Source organism: Streptomyces sp. NBC_00425, assembly GCF_036030735.1.
Classification (GTDB): Bacteria; Actinomycetota; Actinomycetes; order Streptomycetales; family Streptomycetaceae; genus Streptomyces.
Genome location: NZ_CP107928.1, coordinates 7005598 through 7020427 on the forward strand (window position 1 = coordinate 7005598; position 14830 = coordinate 7020427).

The 14830-nt window shown below is 74.4% G+C and carries 11 protein-coding genes and 1 pseudogene; 3 read left to right on the plus strand and 9 right to left on the minus strand.

Going from position 1 to position 14830, the window contains the following annotated elements:
• Window positions 1–242: 242 nt before the first annotated feature.
• The 4 genes from sucB to OHS82_RS30740 all read right to left on the minus strand — a co-directional run bounded on the left by sucB (window position 243) and on the right by OHS82_RS30740 (window position 6424).
• The gene (gene sucB, locus OHS82_RS30725; RefSeq protein WP_328435007.1) at window positions 243–2015 is read right to left on the minus strand and encodes a 2-oxoglutarate dehydrogenase, E2 component, dihydrolipoamide succinyltransferase; all 1773 of its coding nucleotides are present in this window, start codon (window positions 2013–2015) and stop codon (window positions 243–245) included.
• Window positions 2016–2081: 66 nt separating this feature from the next.
• Window positions 2082–3470 carry a dihydrolipoyl dehydrogenase gene (gene lpdA / locus OHS82_RS30730; protein WP_057583368.1) on the minus strand — a complete coding sequence of 463 codons (1389 nt, stop codon included), beginning with the start codon at window positions 3468–3470 and terminating at the stop codon, window positions 2082–2084.
• Between the two features lie 309 nt (window positions 3471–3779).
• Window positions 3780–5315, minus strand: a complete 1536-nt coding sequence (locus OHS82_RS30735) for a leucyl aminopeptidase (RefSeq protein WP_328435008.1) — start codon at window positions 5313–5315, stop codon at window positions 3780–3782.
• 311 nt (window positions 5316–5626) lie between these two features.
• Window positions 5627–6424 carry an adenosylcobinamide-GDP ribazoletransferase gene (locus OHS82_RS30740; RefSeq protein WP_328435009.1) on the minus strand — a complete coding sequence of 266 codons (798 nt, stop codon included), beginning with the start codon at window positions 6422–6424 and terminating at the stop codon, window positions 5627–5629.
• Window positions 6425–6578: 154 nt separating this feature from the next.
• On the opposite strand from OHS82_RS30740, the gene OHS82_RS30745 reads away from it, so the two are divergent.
• Window positions 6579–7343, plus strand: a complete 765-nt coding sequence (locus tag OHS82_RS30745; protein ID WP_328435010.1) for a hypothetical protein — start codon at window positions 6579–6581, stop codon at window positions 7341–7343.
• Window positions 7344–7540: 197 nt separating this feature from the next.
• Here the strand turns inward: OHS82_RS30745 and OHS82_RS30750 are convergent.
• The 3 genes and pseudogenes from OHS82_RS30750 to cobT all read right to left on the minus strand — a co-directional run.
• Window positions 7541–8179 (minus strand): annotated as a pseudogene (locus tag OHS82_RS30750) (hypothetical protein); the annotation flags it as partial.
• Entirely contained in the window at window positions 8176–9903 is a 1728-nt protein-coding gene (locus OHS82_RS30755) for a phosphatidylglycerol lysyltransferase domain-containing protein (RefSeq protein ID WP_328435012.1), read from the minus strand. The gene OHS82_RS30755 and the pseudogene OHS82_RS30750, both read right to left, overlap by 4 nt.
• Window positions 9904–9963: 60 nt before the next feature.
• Window positions 9964–11124, minus strand: a complete 1161-nt coding sequence (cobT, locus tag OHS82_RS30760) for a nicotinate-nucleotide--dimethylbenzimidazole phosphoribosyltransferase (protein ID WP_079041577.1) — start codon at window positions 11122–11124, stop codon at window positions 9964–9966.
• Between the two features lie 148 nt (window positions 11125–11272).
• Here cobT and OHS82_RS30765 point away from each other — a divergent pair, with 148 nt between their 5' ends.
• Complete coding sequence (locus OHS82_RS30765) at window positions 11273–12175, plus strand: class I SAM-dependent methyltransferase (RefSeq protein ID WP_057583377.1); 903 nt, start codon at window positions 11273–11275, stop codon at window positions 12173–12175.
• Between the two features lie 199 nt (window positions 12176–12374).
• Here the strand turns inward: OHS82_RS30765 and OHS82_RS30770 are convergent, their stop codons facing one another.
• A complete protein-coding gene (locus tag OHS82_RS30770; protein WP_057583379.1) occupies window positions 12375–13583 on the minus strand; it encodes a bifunctional adenosylcobinamide kinase/adenosylcobinamide-phosphate guanylyltransferase in 1209 nt (402 codons plus the stop codon).
• A 173-nt stretch (window positions 13584–13756) separates the two neighbouring features.
• On the opposite strand from OHS82_RS30770, the gene OHS82_RS30775 reads away from it, so the two are divergent.
• Complete coding sequence (locus tag OHS82_RS30775) at window positions 13757–13969, plus strand: hypothetical protein (protein ID WP_057583381.1); 213 nt, start codon at window positions 13757–13759, stop codon at window positions 13967–13969.
• Between the two features lie 114 nt (window positions 13970–14083).
• Here OHS82_RS30775 and OHS82_RS30780 read toward each other — a convergent pair whose 3' ends face one another.
• On the minus strand, window positions 14084–14785 hold the full coding sequence (locus OHS82_RS30780; protein WP_057583383.1) for a class I SAM-dependent methyltransferase: 702 nt from the start codon (window positions 14783–14785) through the stop codon (window positions 14084–14086).
• Between the last annotated feature and the right edge of the window lie 45 nt (window positions 14786–14830).

Genomic DNA, 14830 nt, shown 5'->3' on the forward strand with positions numbered 1-14830 from the left:
ACAATACGGCCGTGAGCGCTTTCCAGAAGGGCACGCGGGGGTGCTTTTACGCAGGTGAGACGAGACTTACACGAGCGTGACCGGGGCCGGCGCGCGGGTCGGCCCCGAGCCGGCTCAGCGGTCGGGAACCGCGGGCAGCGCGTCGTCGGCGAGCCCGTCGGGCGCACCCTCCCGGAACCGAGACAAAGGCGCCCCCGCCCGGGAAACCGGACGGGGGCGCCTGTGCTGCCGGACCGAGGGGGTCAGAGTCCGAGCTCGACCTCGAACTCGCCGGCCTCGAGGATCGCCTTGACCGCGGTCAGGTAACGGGCCGCGTCGGCGCCGTCGACCAGACGGTGGTCGTAGGACAGGGTCAGGTACGTCATGTCGCGGACGCCGATGACCGTGCCCTCCTCCGTCTCGATGACGGCCGGACGCTTGACCGTCGCGCCGATGCCGAGGATCGCGACCTGGTTCGGCGGCACGATGATCGTGTCGAACAGCGCGCCGCGCGAGCCGGTGTTGCTGATGGTGAAGGTCGCGCCGGACAGCTCGTCCGGGGTGATCTTGTTCGCGCGGACCTTGCCCGCCAGGTCGGCCGTGGCCTTGGCGATGCCGGCGATGTTCAGGTCGCCCGCGTGCTTGATGACCGGGGTCATCAGGCCCTTCTCCGAGTCCACCGCGATACCGATGCTCTCGGTGTCGAAGTAGGTGATCGTGCCCTCGTCCACGTTGATCCGGGCGTTGACGGCCGGGTGGGCCTTCAGCGCCTGGGCCGCCGCCTTGACGAAGAACGGCATCGGGGAGAGCTTCACGCCCTCGCGGGCCGCGAAGGAGTCCTTCGCCTGCGCGCGGAGCTTCATCAGCCGGGTGATGTCGACCTCGACGACCGAGGACAGCTGCGCCTGCTCGTGCAGCGCCTTGACCATGTTGTCGCCGATGACCTTGCGGATGCGGGGCATCTTCACGGTCTGGCCGCGCAGCGGGGAGGCCTCGAGCGTCGGGGCCTTCTTCGCGGCGGGGGCGGCCGGGGCGGCTGCGGCCGGAGCCGGAGCGGCGGCGGCCTTCGCGGCCTCGGCGGCGGCGATGACGTCCTGCTTGCGGATGCGGCCGCCGACGCCGGTGCCCTTGACGGCGCCCAGGTCGACGCCGTTCTCGGCGGCGAGCTTGCGCACCAGCGGGGTGACGTAGGCGCCCTCGTCGGCAGGCTGCGCGGGAGCCGCGGCCGGAGCCGGGGTGACCGGGGCCGGAACGGCCGGCGCGGGCGCCGGAGCAGCCGGGGCCGGGGCGGCGGCGACCGGAGCGGGGGCGGGAGCCGGCGCGGCGGGGGCCGGAGCCGGAGCCGCGGGGGCGGGGGCCTCGGCGGCGGGCGCCGGAGCCGGGGCGGCCGGGGCCGGAGCGGCGGCCGGAGCCGCGCCCGGGGCGCCGATGACGGCCAGCTTGGCGCCGACCTCGGCGGTCTCGTCCTCGGCGACCGTGATCTCGAGCAGCACACCGGAGGTGGGCGCCGGGATCTCGGTGTCGACCTTGTCGGTGGAGACCTCGAGCAGCGGCTCGTCGGCCTCGACCGAGTCGCCGACCGACTTCAGCCAGCGGGTGACGGTGCCCTCGGTGACGGACTCGCCGAGCGCGGGCAGGACGACGTCCGTGCCCTCGGCGGAGCCGGCGCCGGAAGCGGCCTCGGCGGTGGGAGCCGGGGCGGGAGCCGCCTGCTCGGTGGAGGGCTGGACGGCCGGGGCCGGCTCGGGGGCCGGCTCGGTGGCCTCAGCCACAGGCGGGCTGGCGTCAGCCGCACCGCTGCCGTCGTCGATGACGGCCAGCTCGGCGCCGACCTCGACCGTCTCGTCCTCGGCGACCTTGATGGAGGCCAGGATGCCGGCTGCGGGGGAGGGGATCTCGGTGTCGACCTTGTCGGTCGACACCTCGAGCAGGGGCTCGTCGGCCTCTACGCGCTCACCCTCGGCCTTCAGCCAGCGGGTGACAGTGCCCTCGGTGACGCTCTCGCCGAGCGCCGGAAGGGTTACGGAAACCGCCATGGTTTCGGTTGCTCCTTAACGATTGCGGAAGTCTGGGTCGTCGCTTCGACGTGGTACGACCGAGGGTCAGTCGTGCGAGTGCAGCGGCTTGCCCGCCAGGGCCAGGTGGGCCTCGCCGAGCGCCTCGTTCTGCGTCGGGTGGGCGTGGATGAGCTGCGCGACCTCGGCGGGCAGCGCCTCCCAGTTGTAGATCAGCTGGGCTTCGCCGACCTGCTCGCCCATGCGGTCGCCGACCATGTGGACGCCGACGACGGCACCGTCCTTCACCTGGACGAGCTTGATCTCGCCCGCGGTGCCCAGGATCTTGCTCTTGCCGTTGCCCGCGAGGTTGTACTTCAGAGCGACGACCTTGTCCGCGCCGTAGATCTCCTTGGCCTTGGCCTCGGTGATGCCCACGGAGGCGACCTCGGGGTGGCAGTACGTCACCCGGGGGACGCCGTCGTAGTCGATCGGAACGACCTTCTGGCCGGCCAGACGCTCCGCGACCAGCATGCCCTCGGCGAAGCCGACGTGCGCGAGCTGGAGCGTGGGGACCAGGTCGCCGACGGCGGAGACGGTCGGGACGTTGGTGCGCATGTACTCGTCGACCAGGACGTAACCGCGGTCCGTCGCGACGCCCTGCTCCTCGTAACCGAGACCGGCGGAGACGGGCCCGCGGCCCACCGCGACCAGCAGGACCTCGGCCTCGAACTCCTTGCCGTCGGCCAGGGTGACCTTGACGCCGTCGGCGGTGTACTCGGCCTTCGAGAAGAAGGTGCCCAGGTTGAACTTGATGCCGCGCTTGCGGAACGCGCGCTCGAGCAGCTTCGAGGAGTTCTCGTCCTCGACCGGCACGAGGTGCTTGAGGCCCTCGATGACCGTCACGTCGGCGCCGAAGGACTTCCACGCCGAGGCGAACTCGACGCCGATGACGCCGCCGCCCAGGATGATCGCGGACTTCGGCACGCGGTCCAGGACGAGGGCGTGGTCGGAGGAGATGATCCGGTTGCCGTCGATCTCCAGGCCCGGCAGCGACTTCGGCACGGAGCCGGTCGCCAGGAGCACGTGACGGCCCTGGACGCGCTGTCCGTTCACGTCGACGGAGGTCGGGGAGGACAGCCGGCCCTCACCCTCGATGTACGTCACCTTGCGGGAGGCGATGAGTCCCTGAAGGCCCTTGTACAGGCCGGAGATGACGCCGTCCTTGTACTTGTGGACGGCGGGGACGTCGATGCCCTCGAAGGTGGCCTTGACGCCGAACTGCTCGCTCTCGCGGGCCTGGTCGGCGATCTCGCCCGCGTGCAGCAGGGCCTTGGTGGGGATGCACCCCCGGTGCAGGCAGGTACCGCCGACCTTGTCCTTCTCGATCAGGGCGACGTCCAGGCCCAGCTGCGCCCCGCGCAGGGCCGCGGCGTAACCACCGCTACCACCGCCGAGGATCACTAGGTCGAAAACGGTGCTGGCGTCGTTCGCCACGTCACGTCCTCCATGCATGTGCGCCACGCCGGTCTCCAGTGACCGGTCGGGGGCTGGTGTCCGGCCGCTCTGTCTCGGCCCTGTGGTGGGGGCCCTGTCCTGCCGAGCCCCATCCTCGCACTTGTCGGACCCCGACGAGACACGGGGCCGGGGTGTGAGACACCCCACGCTCACATGTGACGGACGGGAGGGGACGTACTCCAGGGGCGCGGGGAACTGCGCGACCGGGCCACATACGGTCCGCACCCGCCGTACGACGGATGGACCGAGTGATCAGGCGCACAGTCCCCGCTCACCGGAAAAGGAACGTCAGCCCAGATCGCCGGCGGCGGTCAGCTCCGCCAGCCGCACCAGGGTCCGCACGGCGGTGCCGGTGCCGCCCTTGGGCGTGTAGCCGAAGGGGCCGCCCTCGTTGAACGCCGGACCGGCGATGTCCAGGTGCGCCCAGGTGATCCCCTCGCCCACGAACTCGCGCAGGAAGAGGCCGGCGACCAGTCCGCCGCCCATCCGCTCGCCCATGTTCGCGAGGTCCGCGACGGTGGAGTCCATGCCCTTGCGCAGGTGCTCCGGCAGCGGCATCGGCCACGCCGGCTCACCGACCTCCTCGGCGGCCTCGTGCACCGCCGAGCGGAACGCGTCGTCGTTCGCCATGATCCCGAAGGTGCGGCTGCCGAGCGCCAGCATCATCGCGCCGGTCAGGGTCGCCACGTCGACGATCGCGTCCGGCTTCTCCGCGGAGGCCGCCCACAGCGCGTCCGCGAGGACCAAACGGCCCTCGGCGTCGGTGTTGAGGACCTCGACGGTCTTGCCGCTGTACATGCGCAGCACGTCACCCGGGCGGGTGGCGGAGCCGGACGGCATGTTCTCGGCGAGCGCCAGCCAGCCGGTGACGTTCACCTCGAGACCGAGCCGGGCGGCGGCGACGACCGCGGCGAAGACCGCCGCGGCCCCGCTCATGTCGCACTTCATCGTCTCGTTGTGCCCGGCGGGCTTGAGCGAGATGCCGCCCGAGTCGTAGGTGATGCCCTTTCCGACGAACGCGAGGTGCTTGGTCGCCTTGGCGGACGTGTACGACAGCTTGACCAGGCGCGGAGCCGCCGCCGAGCCGGCGCCGACGCCGAGGATGCCGCCGTAGCCGCCCTTGGCGAGCGCCTTCTCGTCGAGGACCTGCACCTTGATGCCGTGTTCCTTCGCCGCGGCCTGCGCGATGCCGGCGAACGCCTCCGGGTCGAGGTCGTTCGGCGGCATGTTGATCAGGTCGCGGGCCCGGTTGAGCTCCTCGCCGACGGCGGCGGCGCGCAGCAGCGCGGCCTTGTGGGCGGCGTCGCGCGGCTTCCCGCCGAGCAGGGCGGCCTCGGCGAGCGGCGCCTTGGCGTTCTTGGCCTTGGCGCCGTTGCCCGAGCGCGCGTTCTGCTTGTACGCGTCGAAGGAGTAGGCGCCGAGCACCACGCCCTCGCCGATCGCGCCGATGTCGCCCGCGTCGGTCACGGGCAGCGCGAAGGCGGCCTTCTTGGAGCCGCCGAGGATGCGGGCGGCGGCGCCGGCCGCCCGGCGCAGCGCCTCGGGCTCGTACGCGGCGTCCTTCTCGGGCTCGGAGCCGAGCCCCACCGCGAGCACGAGCGGCGTCTTGAAGCCGGCCGGTGCGGGCAGCTTCGTCACCTCGCCCTCGGCGCCGGAGGCCCCGAGGGTCTCCAGAACGCCGGCGAGCCGGCCGTCGAACGCCGTGTCGACGGCTTCGGCGCCCGGGGCAACGATCGGGCCCTTTGCGCCCTTGGCGACACCGATCACGATCGCGTCGGCCCGCAGGCCGGGCGCCGCGGCGGTGCTGAGAGTGAGAGCAGTCACGGTGGTGAAATCTCGCTTCCGATGTGGAGTTGCTGTGGCCGGAGCACGGGTCGACCGGGCCCGACAGCCGACCCCGGATGAGGGTCGTGGGTGCGGTCGTGTCCGGGGTGCGTCCCACCGGCGCGGCGAACCGGCGTGGCGAATCCCGGAACGAGCGTACGCGTGCCTGTGCGTTCGCTCATGCACGCGAGTCTTCGCCCCTGTCGGTGGCGTCGTCTCCGCCGGACGATCCTCGCACTACCGTGACCGGCGCACACCCCTCGGGTTCCCCGCCCGCCGCGGCAGCCCTCCGCGCGACGCCGGAACGCGCCCTACCCGCCCAGCGCCAGCACCGTCAGCGCGGTCGTCGCCGCGGTCTCCGCCAGCCCGCCGAACACGTCCCCGGTGACCCCGCCGAAGCGGCGCGTGCAGTGGCGCAGCAGGAGTTCGGCGGCGGCGAGGGCCAGGACGACCGAGGCGGCCGCTCGCACCCCGTCGGCCGTGCCGGACAGCCCGCCGCCCACGGCCGCGACGGCGACGCAGGCGGCCGCCACGGCCGCCGCGCCCGCGAGCGGCACCACCCCGGCGACCGCCGCGCCCAGCCCCTCCGGCCGGGCCGCCGGAACCCCGGTGCGGGCGGCCAGGGTGAGCGCCAGCCGCGCGGCGACCGCCGAGACGACGGCGGCGACCGCGCCCCGCCTCCAGGAATCGCCGTACGCCTGGGCCAGGGCGGCCGTCTGGGCGAGCAGCACCAGCACGAGCGTGAGCACGCCGAACGGGCCGATGTCCGACTGCTTCATGATCCGCAGCGCGTCCTCGGCGGGCTTGCCGCTGCCCAGACCGTCCGCGGTGTCGGCCAGCCCGTCGAGATGCAGTCCCCGGGTGAGGACGGCGGGCCCGGCGGCCGAGGCGACGGCGGCGAGCAGCGGGCTCGCGCCCAGCCACAGCAGCAGCAGCCCGAGCCCCGCCGCGCAGCCGCCGACGACCAGCCCGACCAGGGGCGCGCTCAGCATCCCGCCACGGGCGGCCGGACGGTCCCAGCGGGTCACCCGCACCGGCAGCACGGTGAGGGTGCCGAAGGCGAAGCGCAGGCCGTCGAGGGGGGAGGCGGGGGGCGAGACAGTGGACACCGCCGCAGACTATGGCCTGCCCGCCCGGCGGATCGTGCCGGGGACGTCCACCGGGCAGGCCCCGGCCGCACACGGCCCGGCCGGGCCGCGCACCGCCTAGCCCGGACGCCCCGCCCGCGAGGCAGTGCGCCCCGCTCCCCGTGAGACTGGGGGCATGGGCGACTGGCTGCAGCGCAACATCGTCGAACCGGGCAAGCTCCCGCTGCTCCTCGCCCTGACCGCGTTCGTGGCCACCTTCCTGATCACCCGGGTCATCACCCGCCTCATCCGGGCCGGCAAGGGCCCGTTCGGCAACATCAGCTCCGGTGGGGTGCACATCCACCACGTCGTGCCGGGCGTCGTGCTGACCGTCGCGGGCGGATTCGGCTCCGTGGCGAGCGGTCGGCACGGCTTCGGGGCGGGCGCCTTCGCGGTGGTCTTCGGCATCGGCACGGGCCTGGTCCTCGACGAGTTCGCGCTGATCCTGCACCTGGACGACGTGTACTGGACGGAGGCGGGCCGCAAGAGCGTGGAGGCCGTGGTCCTCACGGCGGCGCTGGGCGGACTGCTGCTCGTGGGCTTCTCGCCGTTCGGCGTCGACGGGATGAGCGAGGAGGAGCTGCAGGACCGGGGAAGCGTCCTCGCGACCGTCGGCGCGAACGTCCTCTTCTCGCTGGCCGTGCTCACCAAGGGCAAGGTCAAGACAGCCGTGTTCAGCGTGTTCGTCCCGTTCATCGGGCTGATCGGCCTGGTCCGGGTGGCCCGGCCGGCTTCCCCCTGGGCCCGGCGGTTCTACCGGCGGCGGCCGCGGGCGCGCGCGAAGGCGATGCTGCGCGCCTACCGGCACGACCGGCGCTGGGCCGGGCCCCGCCGGCTGGTGGGGGACTGGCTCGGCGGCAAGACCGACGCGGAGCTGGCTCAGTCCGGCGAACGGGGGTGACGGCGCCGGTCCGGCGAGCGCGGGCGACGGTGCCGGTCCGGGCCGCCGCGCCCCCCGTCCGGCGGCTGCGGGCCCGTCGGCGGCTGCCGGGGAGCGGGGGCCGGTTCCGGTTCCGTGGCCGCCTCCGTGCCCGCCGCCCGGAGCCCGCCGCGGAACCACCGGCCGCCAGGGCGCCGGGCCGCGCCGTCCGTCCGGTCCCGTCGGCGCAGACACGCGTACAGGATCGCCGTGGCCGCGATCGCCGCGAGGTGCTCCCTGCCGGCCAGGTTGTTCTTCAGCAGCACCTCCACCGTCATCGCGACGATCACCGCGGCCGCCGTCGTGTACGCGCGAAGGCGCCAGCCCAGGAACACCGCGAGGCCCACCACCGCCGCCGACGGACCGGTGTCCACCACCAGCGCGTCGGACGCGGGCAGGCCGAACGGGCCGCCGGGGCCGAGGGCCAGCCCCACGCGGGCGTACAGGGTGCCGGCGAGTGTGGCGGTGTAGGCGACGAGGAGGGTGCGCGGCCGGCCGAGGCAGAGCTCCGCGATCCCGAACACCAGCAGGATCTGCGCGAGTGCGCCCCAGACCGGCAGGTCGAGGGCGGGCACGAACAGCGACAGCGGGGTGCGGGACAGGGCGAGCCAGAGCGGGTCCTCGGCCCGCACCGCACCGACGTCCTGCACGGGCCGGTAGCCCCAGGACTGGTTCTGCACGATCTGGGTCAGGGACGTCAGCCCCACCGCCGCCAGCGTCATCGGGACCGCCCGCCACCGCCGCCGCGCCAGCGGGCCGCACACGGCCTGGCACAGCGGCCCCCACTCGGCGCGGGCCCAGCCGGCGAGCCGCTTCACCGCCGGCTCTCCAGGCGCCCCCGGCGCGGACGCCCCGGCAGACCGGGCAGACAGGGCGCCTCCAGGAAGCCCTCGGCGCGCGCCGACGCCACGGCGATGCGCGGCAGGTCCGCGCTCTTCTCGAACAGCAGGAAACGCGGCTCCCAGACGGGCCGGTACTTGGCGTTGGCGCGGTAGAGGGACTCGATCTGCCACCATCGGGAGAAGAAGCACAGCAGCGACCGCCACAGCCGCAGCACCGGTCCGGCGCCCAGCCGTGCGCCCCGTTCGAAGACCGAGCGGAACACCGCGAAGTTCAGCGAGACCTGGACGATCCCCGTCTCCCGGGCGCGCCGCAGCAGTTCGATGATCATGAACTCGGTCAGCCCGTTGTCGCCGTCGCGGTCGCGCCGCATCAGGTCGAGCGACAGCCCGCGCGGTCCCCACGGCACGAACGAGAGCAGGGCGCGCAGTTCGCCGTCGGCGTCGGTGCACTCCAGCATCACGCAGCGCCCGTCCCGCGGGTCCCCGAGCCGCCCGAGCGCCATGCTGAACCCGCGCTCGGCGGCCCCGTCGCGCCAGTCGTCGGCCCGCCGCACCAGGTACGCCATCTCGTCGGCCGGGATGTCCTCGTGGCGTCGTACGCGCACGGTGTGACCGGCCCGGCGGACCCGGTTGCACGCCTGCCGGACCGTCCGCATCGCGCGTCCCTCGAGGGTGAAGTCGGCGACCTCGACGACGGCCTCGTCCCCGAGCTCCAGCGCGTCCAGCCCGTGCCGGGCGTACACCGTCCCGGCCTCCTCGCTCGCGCCCGTCACCGCCGGGATCCATCCGTGCGCCCGCGCCTCGGCGAGCCACGGCTCGATCGCCCCCGGCCAGGCCTCCGGGTCGCCGAGCGGATCCCCCGAGGCCAACGACACCCCGCCGACGACCCGGTAGGCGACGGCGGCCTTCCCGGTCGGCGACCAGCACACGCTCTTCTCCCGGCGCAGTGCGAAGTAGCCGAGCGAGTCCCGCTCGCCGTGCCGGTCGAGCAGTTCCCGCAGCCGCTTCTCGTCGTCCTCGGTGAGCGGGTCGACGGCCCGCCGGGAGCGGAAGGCGGCGTACAGCACGGCCAGCAGGAGCGCCGTGCTCAGCACGTTGACGGCGACGTCGACCCAGGTGGGAGGCGCGATCCCGGGGACGCGGTGGGCGTCCGCCGTGACGGAGACCAGCCGCAGCGCGCCGTAGCGCCAGCGTTCGAGGAACGTGGAGGGCGCGGACGCCCGGTCGGTGACCGTCACCAGCAGCGCGGCCAGCAGCGAGGCGCCCAGCAGCCCGCCCGCGCCGACGGCCGCGGCGAGCCGCGGGTTGGACCGGTCGCCCTTGGCGTAGAACGCGCTCCGCCCGGCCAGCAGCGCGGCGACGAACACGGCGGTCAGCCCGAGCGAGACCCAGTTCTGGGGATGGCGCCGGATCTCCGGGAACGCCATGGCCAGGGCGAGCAGCCCGAGGAAGGACCCGCTCAGGGCCAGGTTCAGGATCCACGCGGCCCGCTTGCGCCGCCCCATGGTGACGGCGAGGAACGCGGTGAAGAGCCCGGACGCGAACCCGGCCGTCAGCAGGTACGGCGTGAAGAAGTCGGCCTGGTTGTGCCGTCGTACGTCCTGCCCCAGGGTGACCCACACCGCGCTGAGGAAGTTGACGGACGCGACGGCGCGCAGGTACCAGACGGCGAAGGCGGCGGCGCCCCGGGTGTTGCCCATGAGCGGTGATCATATGGGTGCACTTGTGGAAAACCGCTCCTTTGGTGCCGCCTGTCCACTTTAGTGGTCTTCGGGCCCAGCCTGGGGCTCCGCCCCGGCCCCTTCCCGAGTCCCCTCCCGGGTCTCGTTCCGGGTGTCCGCCCCTGTGTCGTCCTTCGTCTCCTCCGGCGAGACCTCGGGTTTCTCCGGAAGCTCGGCGGCCAGCGCCGCGGCGGCTCGCACCAGCGGCAGGGCGAGCAGCGCGCCGGCGCCCTCGCCGACCTTCACGCCCTGGTCGAGGAGCGGTTCCAGGGCCATCCGGTCGAGTGCCTTGGCCTGACCCGGTTCGCCGCTGGCGTGCCCGGCCAGCCACCAGTCCGGCGCCCGGAACGCGACGCGCTGCCCGACCAGCGCACAGGCGGCCGCCACGACACCGTCGAGGACGACCGGCAACTTCCGTACCGCGCACTGGAGCAGAAAGCCCGTCATGGCGGCGAGGTCGGCGCCGCCCACCGTCGCCAGCAACTGCAACTGGTCGCCGAGCACCGGCCGCGCCCGCCGGAGCGCGTCCCGGACGGCGGCGCACTTGCGCATCCACGCCAGGTCGTCGATCGCCTCCCCGCCGCGCCCCGTCACCACGGACGCGTCGGTCCCGCACAGCGCCGCCACGAGCACGCCCGCGGCCGTCGTCCCGCCGACACTGACGTCGCCCAGCACGACCAGGTCGGTTCCCGAGTCGGCCTCCTCGTCGGCGACGGCCACGCCCGCCGCGAAGGCGGCCTCGGCCTCCTCCGCCGTCAACGCGTCCTCGATGTCGATGCGGCCGCTGCCGCGCCGCACCCGGTGCCGTACGACGTCCTCCGGGAAGGCGTCCGGATCGCAGTCCAGCGCCATGTCGACGACCCGCACGGGGACGTCGAGGCGGCGGGCGAGCACGGAGACCGGCCGGCCGCCCTCCAGGACCGCCCGCACCAACTCCGCCGCGCCGCCCGGCGGCCGGACGGAGACACCGAGCTCGGCCACCCCGTGGTCGCCCGCGAACAGCACCACCCGCGGCCGCACGATCGGCCGCACGGGCGACGAGCCCTGCGCCGCCGCCAGCCACTCGCCGAGGTCGTCCAGGCGCCCCAGCGACCCGGGCGGCACGATCTGACGTTCCCGGCGGGCCTCCGCGTCGCGGCGCACGCCGCCGTCGGGACGCTCGATCAGATCGGTGAAGTCGTCGAGATTAAGCGAGCTCATTCGCCGAACAGTACCGGCACCGATCGAACGGTTCCGCGCCCCGTCGCCACCACGCCCGCCCGACGTCGTTGCACCCGTGGTCGCTATCCCATACGTTCCGTTTTGCCGCACATTGTCCCTCGTCCGCCTCGCCCTCCCGGAGCCGCTCATGCCCCCCAGGCCCGTCCACGAGCCGCGTCGCGACGACTGCCCCTGGTGCGGCTCGGAGAGCCTGCGCACCCGGCTGCGCGCACCCGACCTGCGCCACCCCAGGCCGGGCACGTTCGTGGTCGACGAATGCCGGGACTGCCGGCACGCCTTCCAGAACCCGCGCCTGACCGCCGAGGGACTGGAGCTCTACGCCGCGCGGGAGGACCACCGCCGGACCACCCGCGGACGCCTGCGGGCGACGGCCCGCACCATGCTGCCCTTCCCCGAGCCGGAGAGCTGGCTGGACGTCGGGACGGGAGACGCGGCCTTCCCGGAGGCGGCGAGGGACCTGTTCGCCTACACGGCGTTCGACGGGGTGGACCCGGCGCCCGCGGTGCGGTGGGCGCACGCGGCCGGACGGCTCGACGAGGCCCACATGGGACGGCTGACGAACCCCGAGACGCTGTCCCGGCTGCGCGGCCGCTACGACGTCGTCAGCATGCTCCACCACCTGGAACACACCCGGGACCCACGGCAGGAGCTCGCCGCGGCGCTGACGGCCCTGCGTCCCGGCGGCCATCTGCTCCTCGAACTCCCGGATCCGGCCAGCGCCTTTGCCGCCGTCCTCGGCAAGTGGTGGCCCGACCACGACCAGCCCCGCCACCTCCAACTGATCCCGCAGGCCAACCTGCGGGCCGAACTCGAAGCCCGGGGCTGCGAGATCGTCGTGGCGGACCGCAGCGGCCCGCACGCGCCGGGGGACCTGGCGGCCGCGGCCTCGCTCTGCCTGCGCCGCACCCGGCTGCGCCCGGCGGCCGGCCCGCTGATCACCCTGGCCGCCGCCCTCGACCACCTCCTGGCCCCGGCCCTGCGCCGCACCCGCTTCTCGAACGCCTACCGGATCGTCGCCCGCAGACCCTGACCGCTGCGCCGGCGAACCGCACGGCCACGGCCCACCGGTACGAGCGCCGGCCGAAGGCACCCCACCCGAACAACGAACCGCGCCTGCCGGGACGGCGGTTCAGCGCCGGGGCACACCGCCTGGCCCGCGGCTCGACGGGCGGTGGGCGCACCCGGGTGCCGGAACGGGCCTGCCGGGGACGCCGGTTCAGTGCCGGGGTTCAGCCGCGGAGTACCTGCGCCTGGCCCGCCACCACCAGGACGACCTGCTCGCACTCCGCCGCGACCGCCGCGTTCAGCCGCCCCAGTTCGTCGCGGTAGCGCCGTCCGGACGCCGTCGCCGGCACGATGCCCGAGCCGACCTCGTTGGACACCAGGACGACGGTCCGCCGGGCCGAGCGCACGGCGTCCGCCAGCTCCCGCACCCGCGCCCGCAGCGTCTTCTCGCCGCCGTCCGCCCACACCGCGTCGTCCCACGCCCCGGCCGCGTCCATCACGTCCGTCAGCCACAGCGACAGACAGTCGATCAGCAGCGGCGCCCCGGACTGCGCCAGCAACGGGACGAGGTCGCAGGTCTCCGTCGTCCGCCAGGAACCCGGGCGCCGCTCCCGGTGCGCGGACACCCGGGACGCCCACTCGGTGTCGCCGCCCCGGGTCCCGCCGGTGGCCACGTACAACACGTCCGGGAAGGACTCCAGCCGCCGTTCGGCCTCCACCGACTTGCCCGACCGGGCTCCGCCCAGCACCAGCGTCCGCCGCGGCACGTCGGGCACGTCCTCGTACACCCCCACCGTCAGCGTCGCCCCGTCCGGCACCGCCCGCGCGCCCGCGGCCGCGAGCCGCCGGCCGAGCTCCGCGCCCGGCGGCACGTCATGGTCCAGGTGGACGGCGACCACGTCCGTCGTCGGCCCCACCGCCCCGACCGCCCGCAGCTTCGCCAGCGCGTCCGGCCGCCCCACCACGTCCAGGAGGACCATGTCGTAGCGCCCTGCGTGCTCCGACCCCTCCTCCAGGCCGGCCGGCGCGCACCGGGGCGGCAGATACAGCAGCCGCTGCCCGTCGGGCCCGGTCACCGCGTACCCGGTGCCCGGCGCGTCCATCGCCACCGCCCGCACCCGATGCCCCGTCAGCGGCGCCAACTCCTGCCCGTCCGGCACCCGGCCGGGCTGCGGCAGCCCGGCCGGCACCTCCACCGGCGGACCGTCGTGCGGATGCGTCAGCAGCACCTGGCCGACGCCGGCCAGCGAGTGCCCCGCCCGCGCGGCGGCGAAGGCCGCGCCCGGCGTGAGGTCGAGCAGCAGGGCGCCGTCCACGAGCAGCGCGGTCGCGGCCCGCGCGTGCACGCCGAGCGAGGTCGCGCACACGGCGCAGGAGCAGTCGGGGCGGGGCAGTCCCGCGGGGGCGCCGGTACCGAGCAGAGTGACTTCCACGGAGCTGATTTTCGCGCGTCCGGCCTGGTCCCGCGCATCCGGCCCGCGCCGGCCCGGAGCCCACGAGATCCCGCGTCTTCGGCACGGGCCGCCGGACAGGCCCTAGGCTCAGGGCGGAAGCCGGACCTGGATCCGGCTTCTGCTCTGCACGTGGTCACAGCTGGGAGGCGTACATGGCGGCATGGACGTGGCGGTTCGAGAAGGCCGACGGGACGGAGGTCCAACCCGCGGTGCAGCCCGACGAGTTCACCACACAGGGGGACGCCGAGTCCTGGATCGGGGAGGTCTGGAAGGACCTCCTCGAAGGCGGCGCGGACCAGGTGCGGCTCTACGAGGAGTCCACCGAGATCTACGGCCCGATGAGCCTGCACGCGAACGAGGCGTAGCCCTGCGGCGGGGCGGCCGGACCACGGCCGTCCCGCCCCCGTTCACCCGCGTCGTGCGGCGGGCGGCCGTTCACCCGAACGAGCGGAACACGTCCGCTCAGGCGCGCACCCGGCTCAGCCGCGCACCCCGCACAGGTGCAGCAGCGCCGCGACCTGCCGGTAGGGGTCGGTCCGCCCGGCCCGCTCCTCGGCGGAGAGCAGCCGTTCGAGGTCGCCGGGGATCTCCGCGTCGTCCGCGGCCGTGTCCGTGAAGACCCGCACGCCGTACCAGGCCTGCAGCGGCGCCCCGATCCCGGCGAGCGTGTCGGTCAGCGTCGCCAGCCGGTCCGCCCGGACGTCCAGGCCCAGCCGGTTGCGGTAGGAGACGGTGTCGAAGGAAGCCAGCGCGCCCGCCCAGTCCCCGGCCAGCCCGGACCGCATGGCCAGCGCGTCCGCGTTGCGCACCAGCAGCGACAGCAGCCCGCCGGGAGCCAGCATCCGCGCCAGCCCCGCCAGCAGGGCGTCCGGCGCCTCCACGTACATCAGCACGCCGTGGCACAGCACCACGTCGAAGCTGCCGGGCAGGAAGTGGACCCCGGTGTCCCGGCCGTCGCCCTCGATGATCCGCATCCGCTCCCGGATGCCCTCGGGCTCGCCCTTGAGGGCCTCGCGGGCCGCGGCGACCATGGTCGCGTCCTGTTCCAGCCCGGTCACCTGGTGACCGAGCCGGGCCAGCCGCAGCGCCTGCGTGCCCTGCCCCATCCCGACGTCGAGGACCCGCAACCGCTGCCCCACGGGATAGCGCCCCGCCATCTGCTCGTCGAGCTGCCGGGCCACCAGCTCCTGACGCACGACGTCACGCAGCCCGCCCAGCTTGTTCAG

Bases quoted from the DNA above. Each gene is read 5' to 3' on its own strand.
- sucB (WP_328435007.1), bottom strand. From the start codon at position 2,015: ATGGCGGTTTCCGTAACCCTTCCGGCGCTCGGCGAGAGCGTCACCGAG.
- OHS82_RS30745 (WP_328435010.1), top strand. From the start codon at position 6,579: ATGGGCGACTGGCTGCAGCGCAACATCGTCGAACCGGGCAAGCTCCCG.
- OHS82_RS30755 (WP_328435012.1), bottom strand. From the start codon at position 9,903: ATGGGCAACACCCGGGGCGCCGCCGCCTTCGCCGTCTGGTACCTGCGC.
- cobT (WP_079041577.1), bottom strand. From the start codon at position 11,124: ATGAGCTCGCTTAATCTCGACGACTTCACCGATCTGATCGAGCGTCCC.
- OHS82_RS30765 (WP_057583377.1), top strand. From the start codon at position 11,273: ATGCCCCCCAGGCCCGTCCACGAGCCGCGTCGCGACGACTGCCCCTGG.
- OHS82_RS30775 (WP_057583381.1), top strand. From the start codon at position 13,757: ATGGCGGCATGGACGTGGCGGTTCGAGAAGGCCGACGGGACGGAGGTC.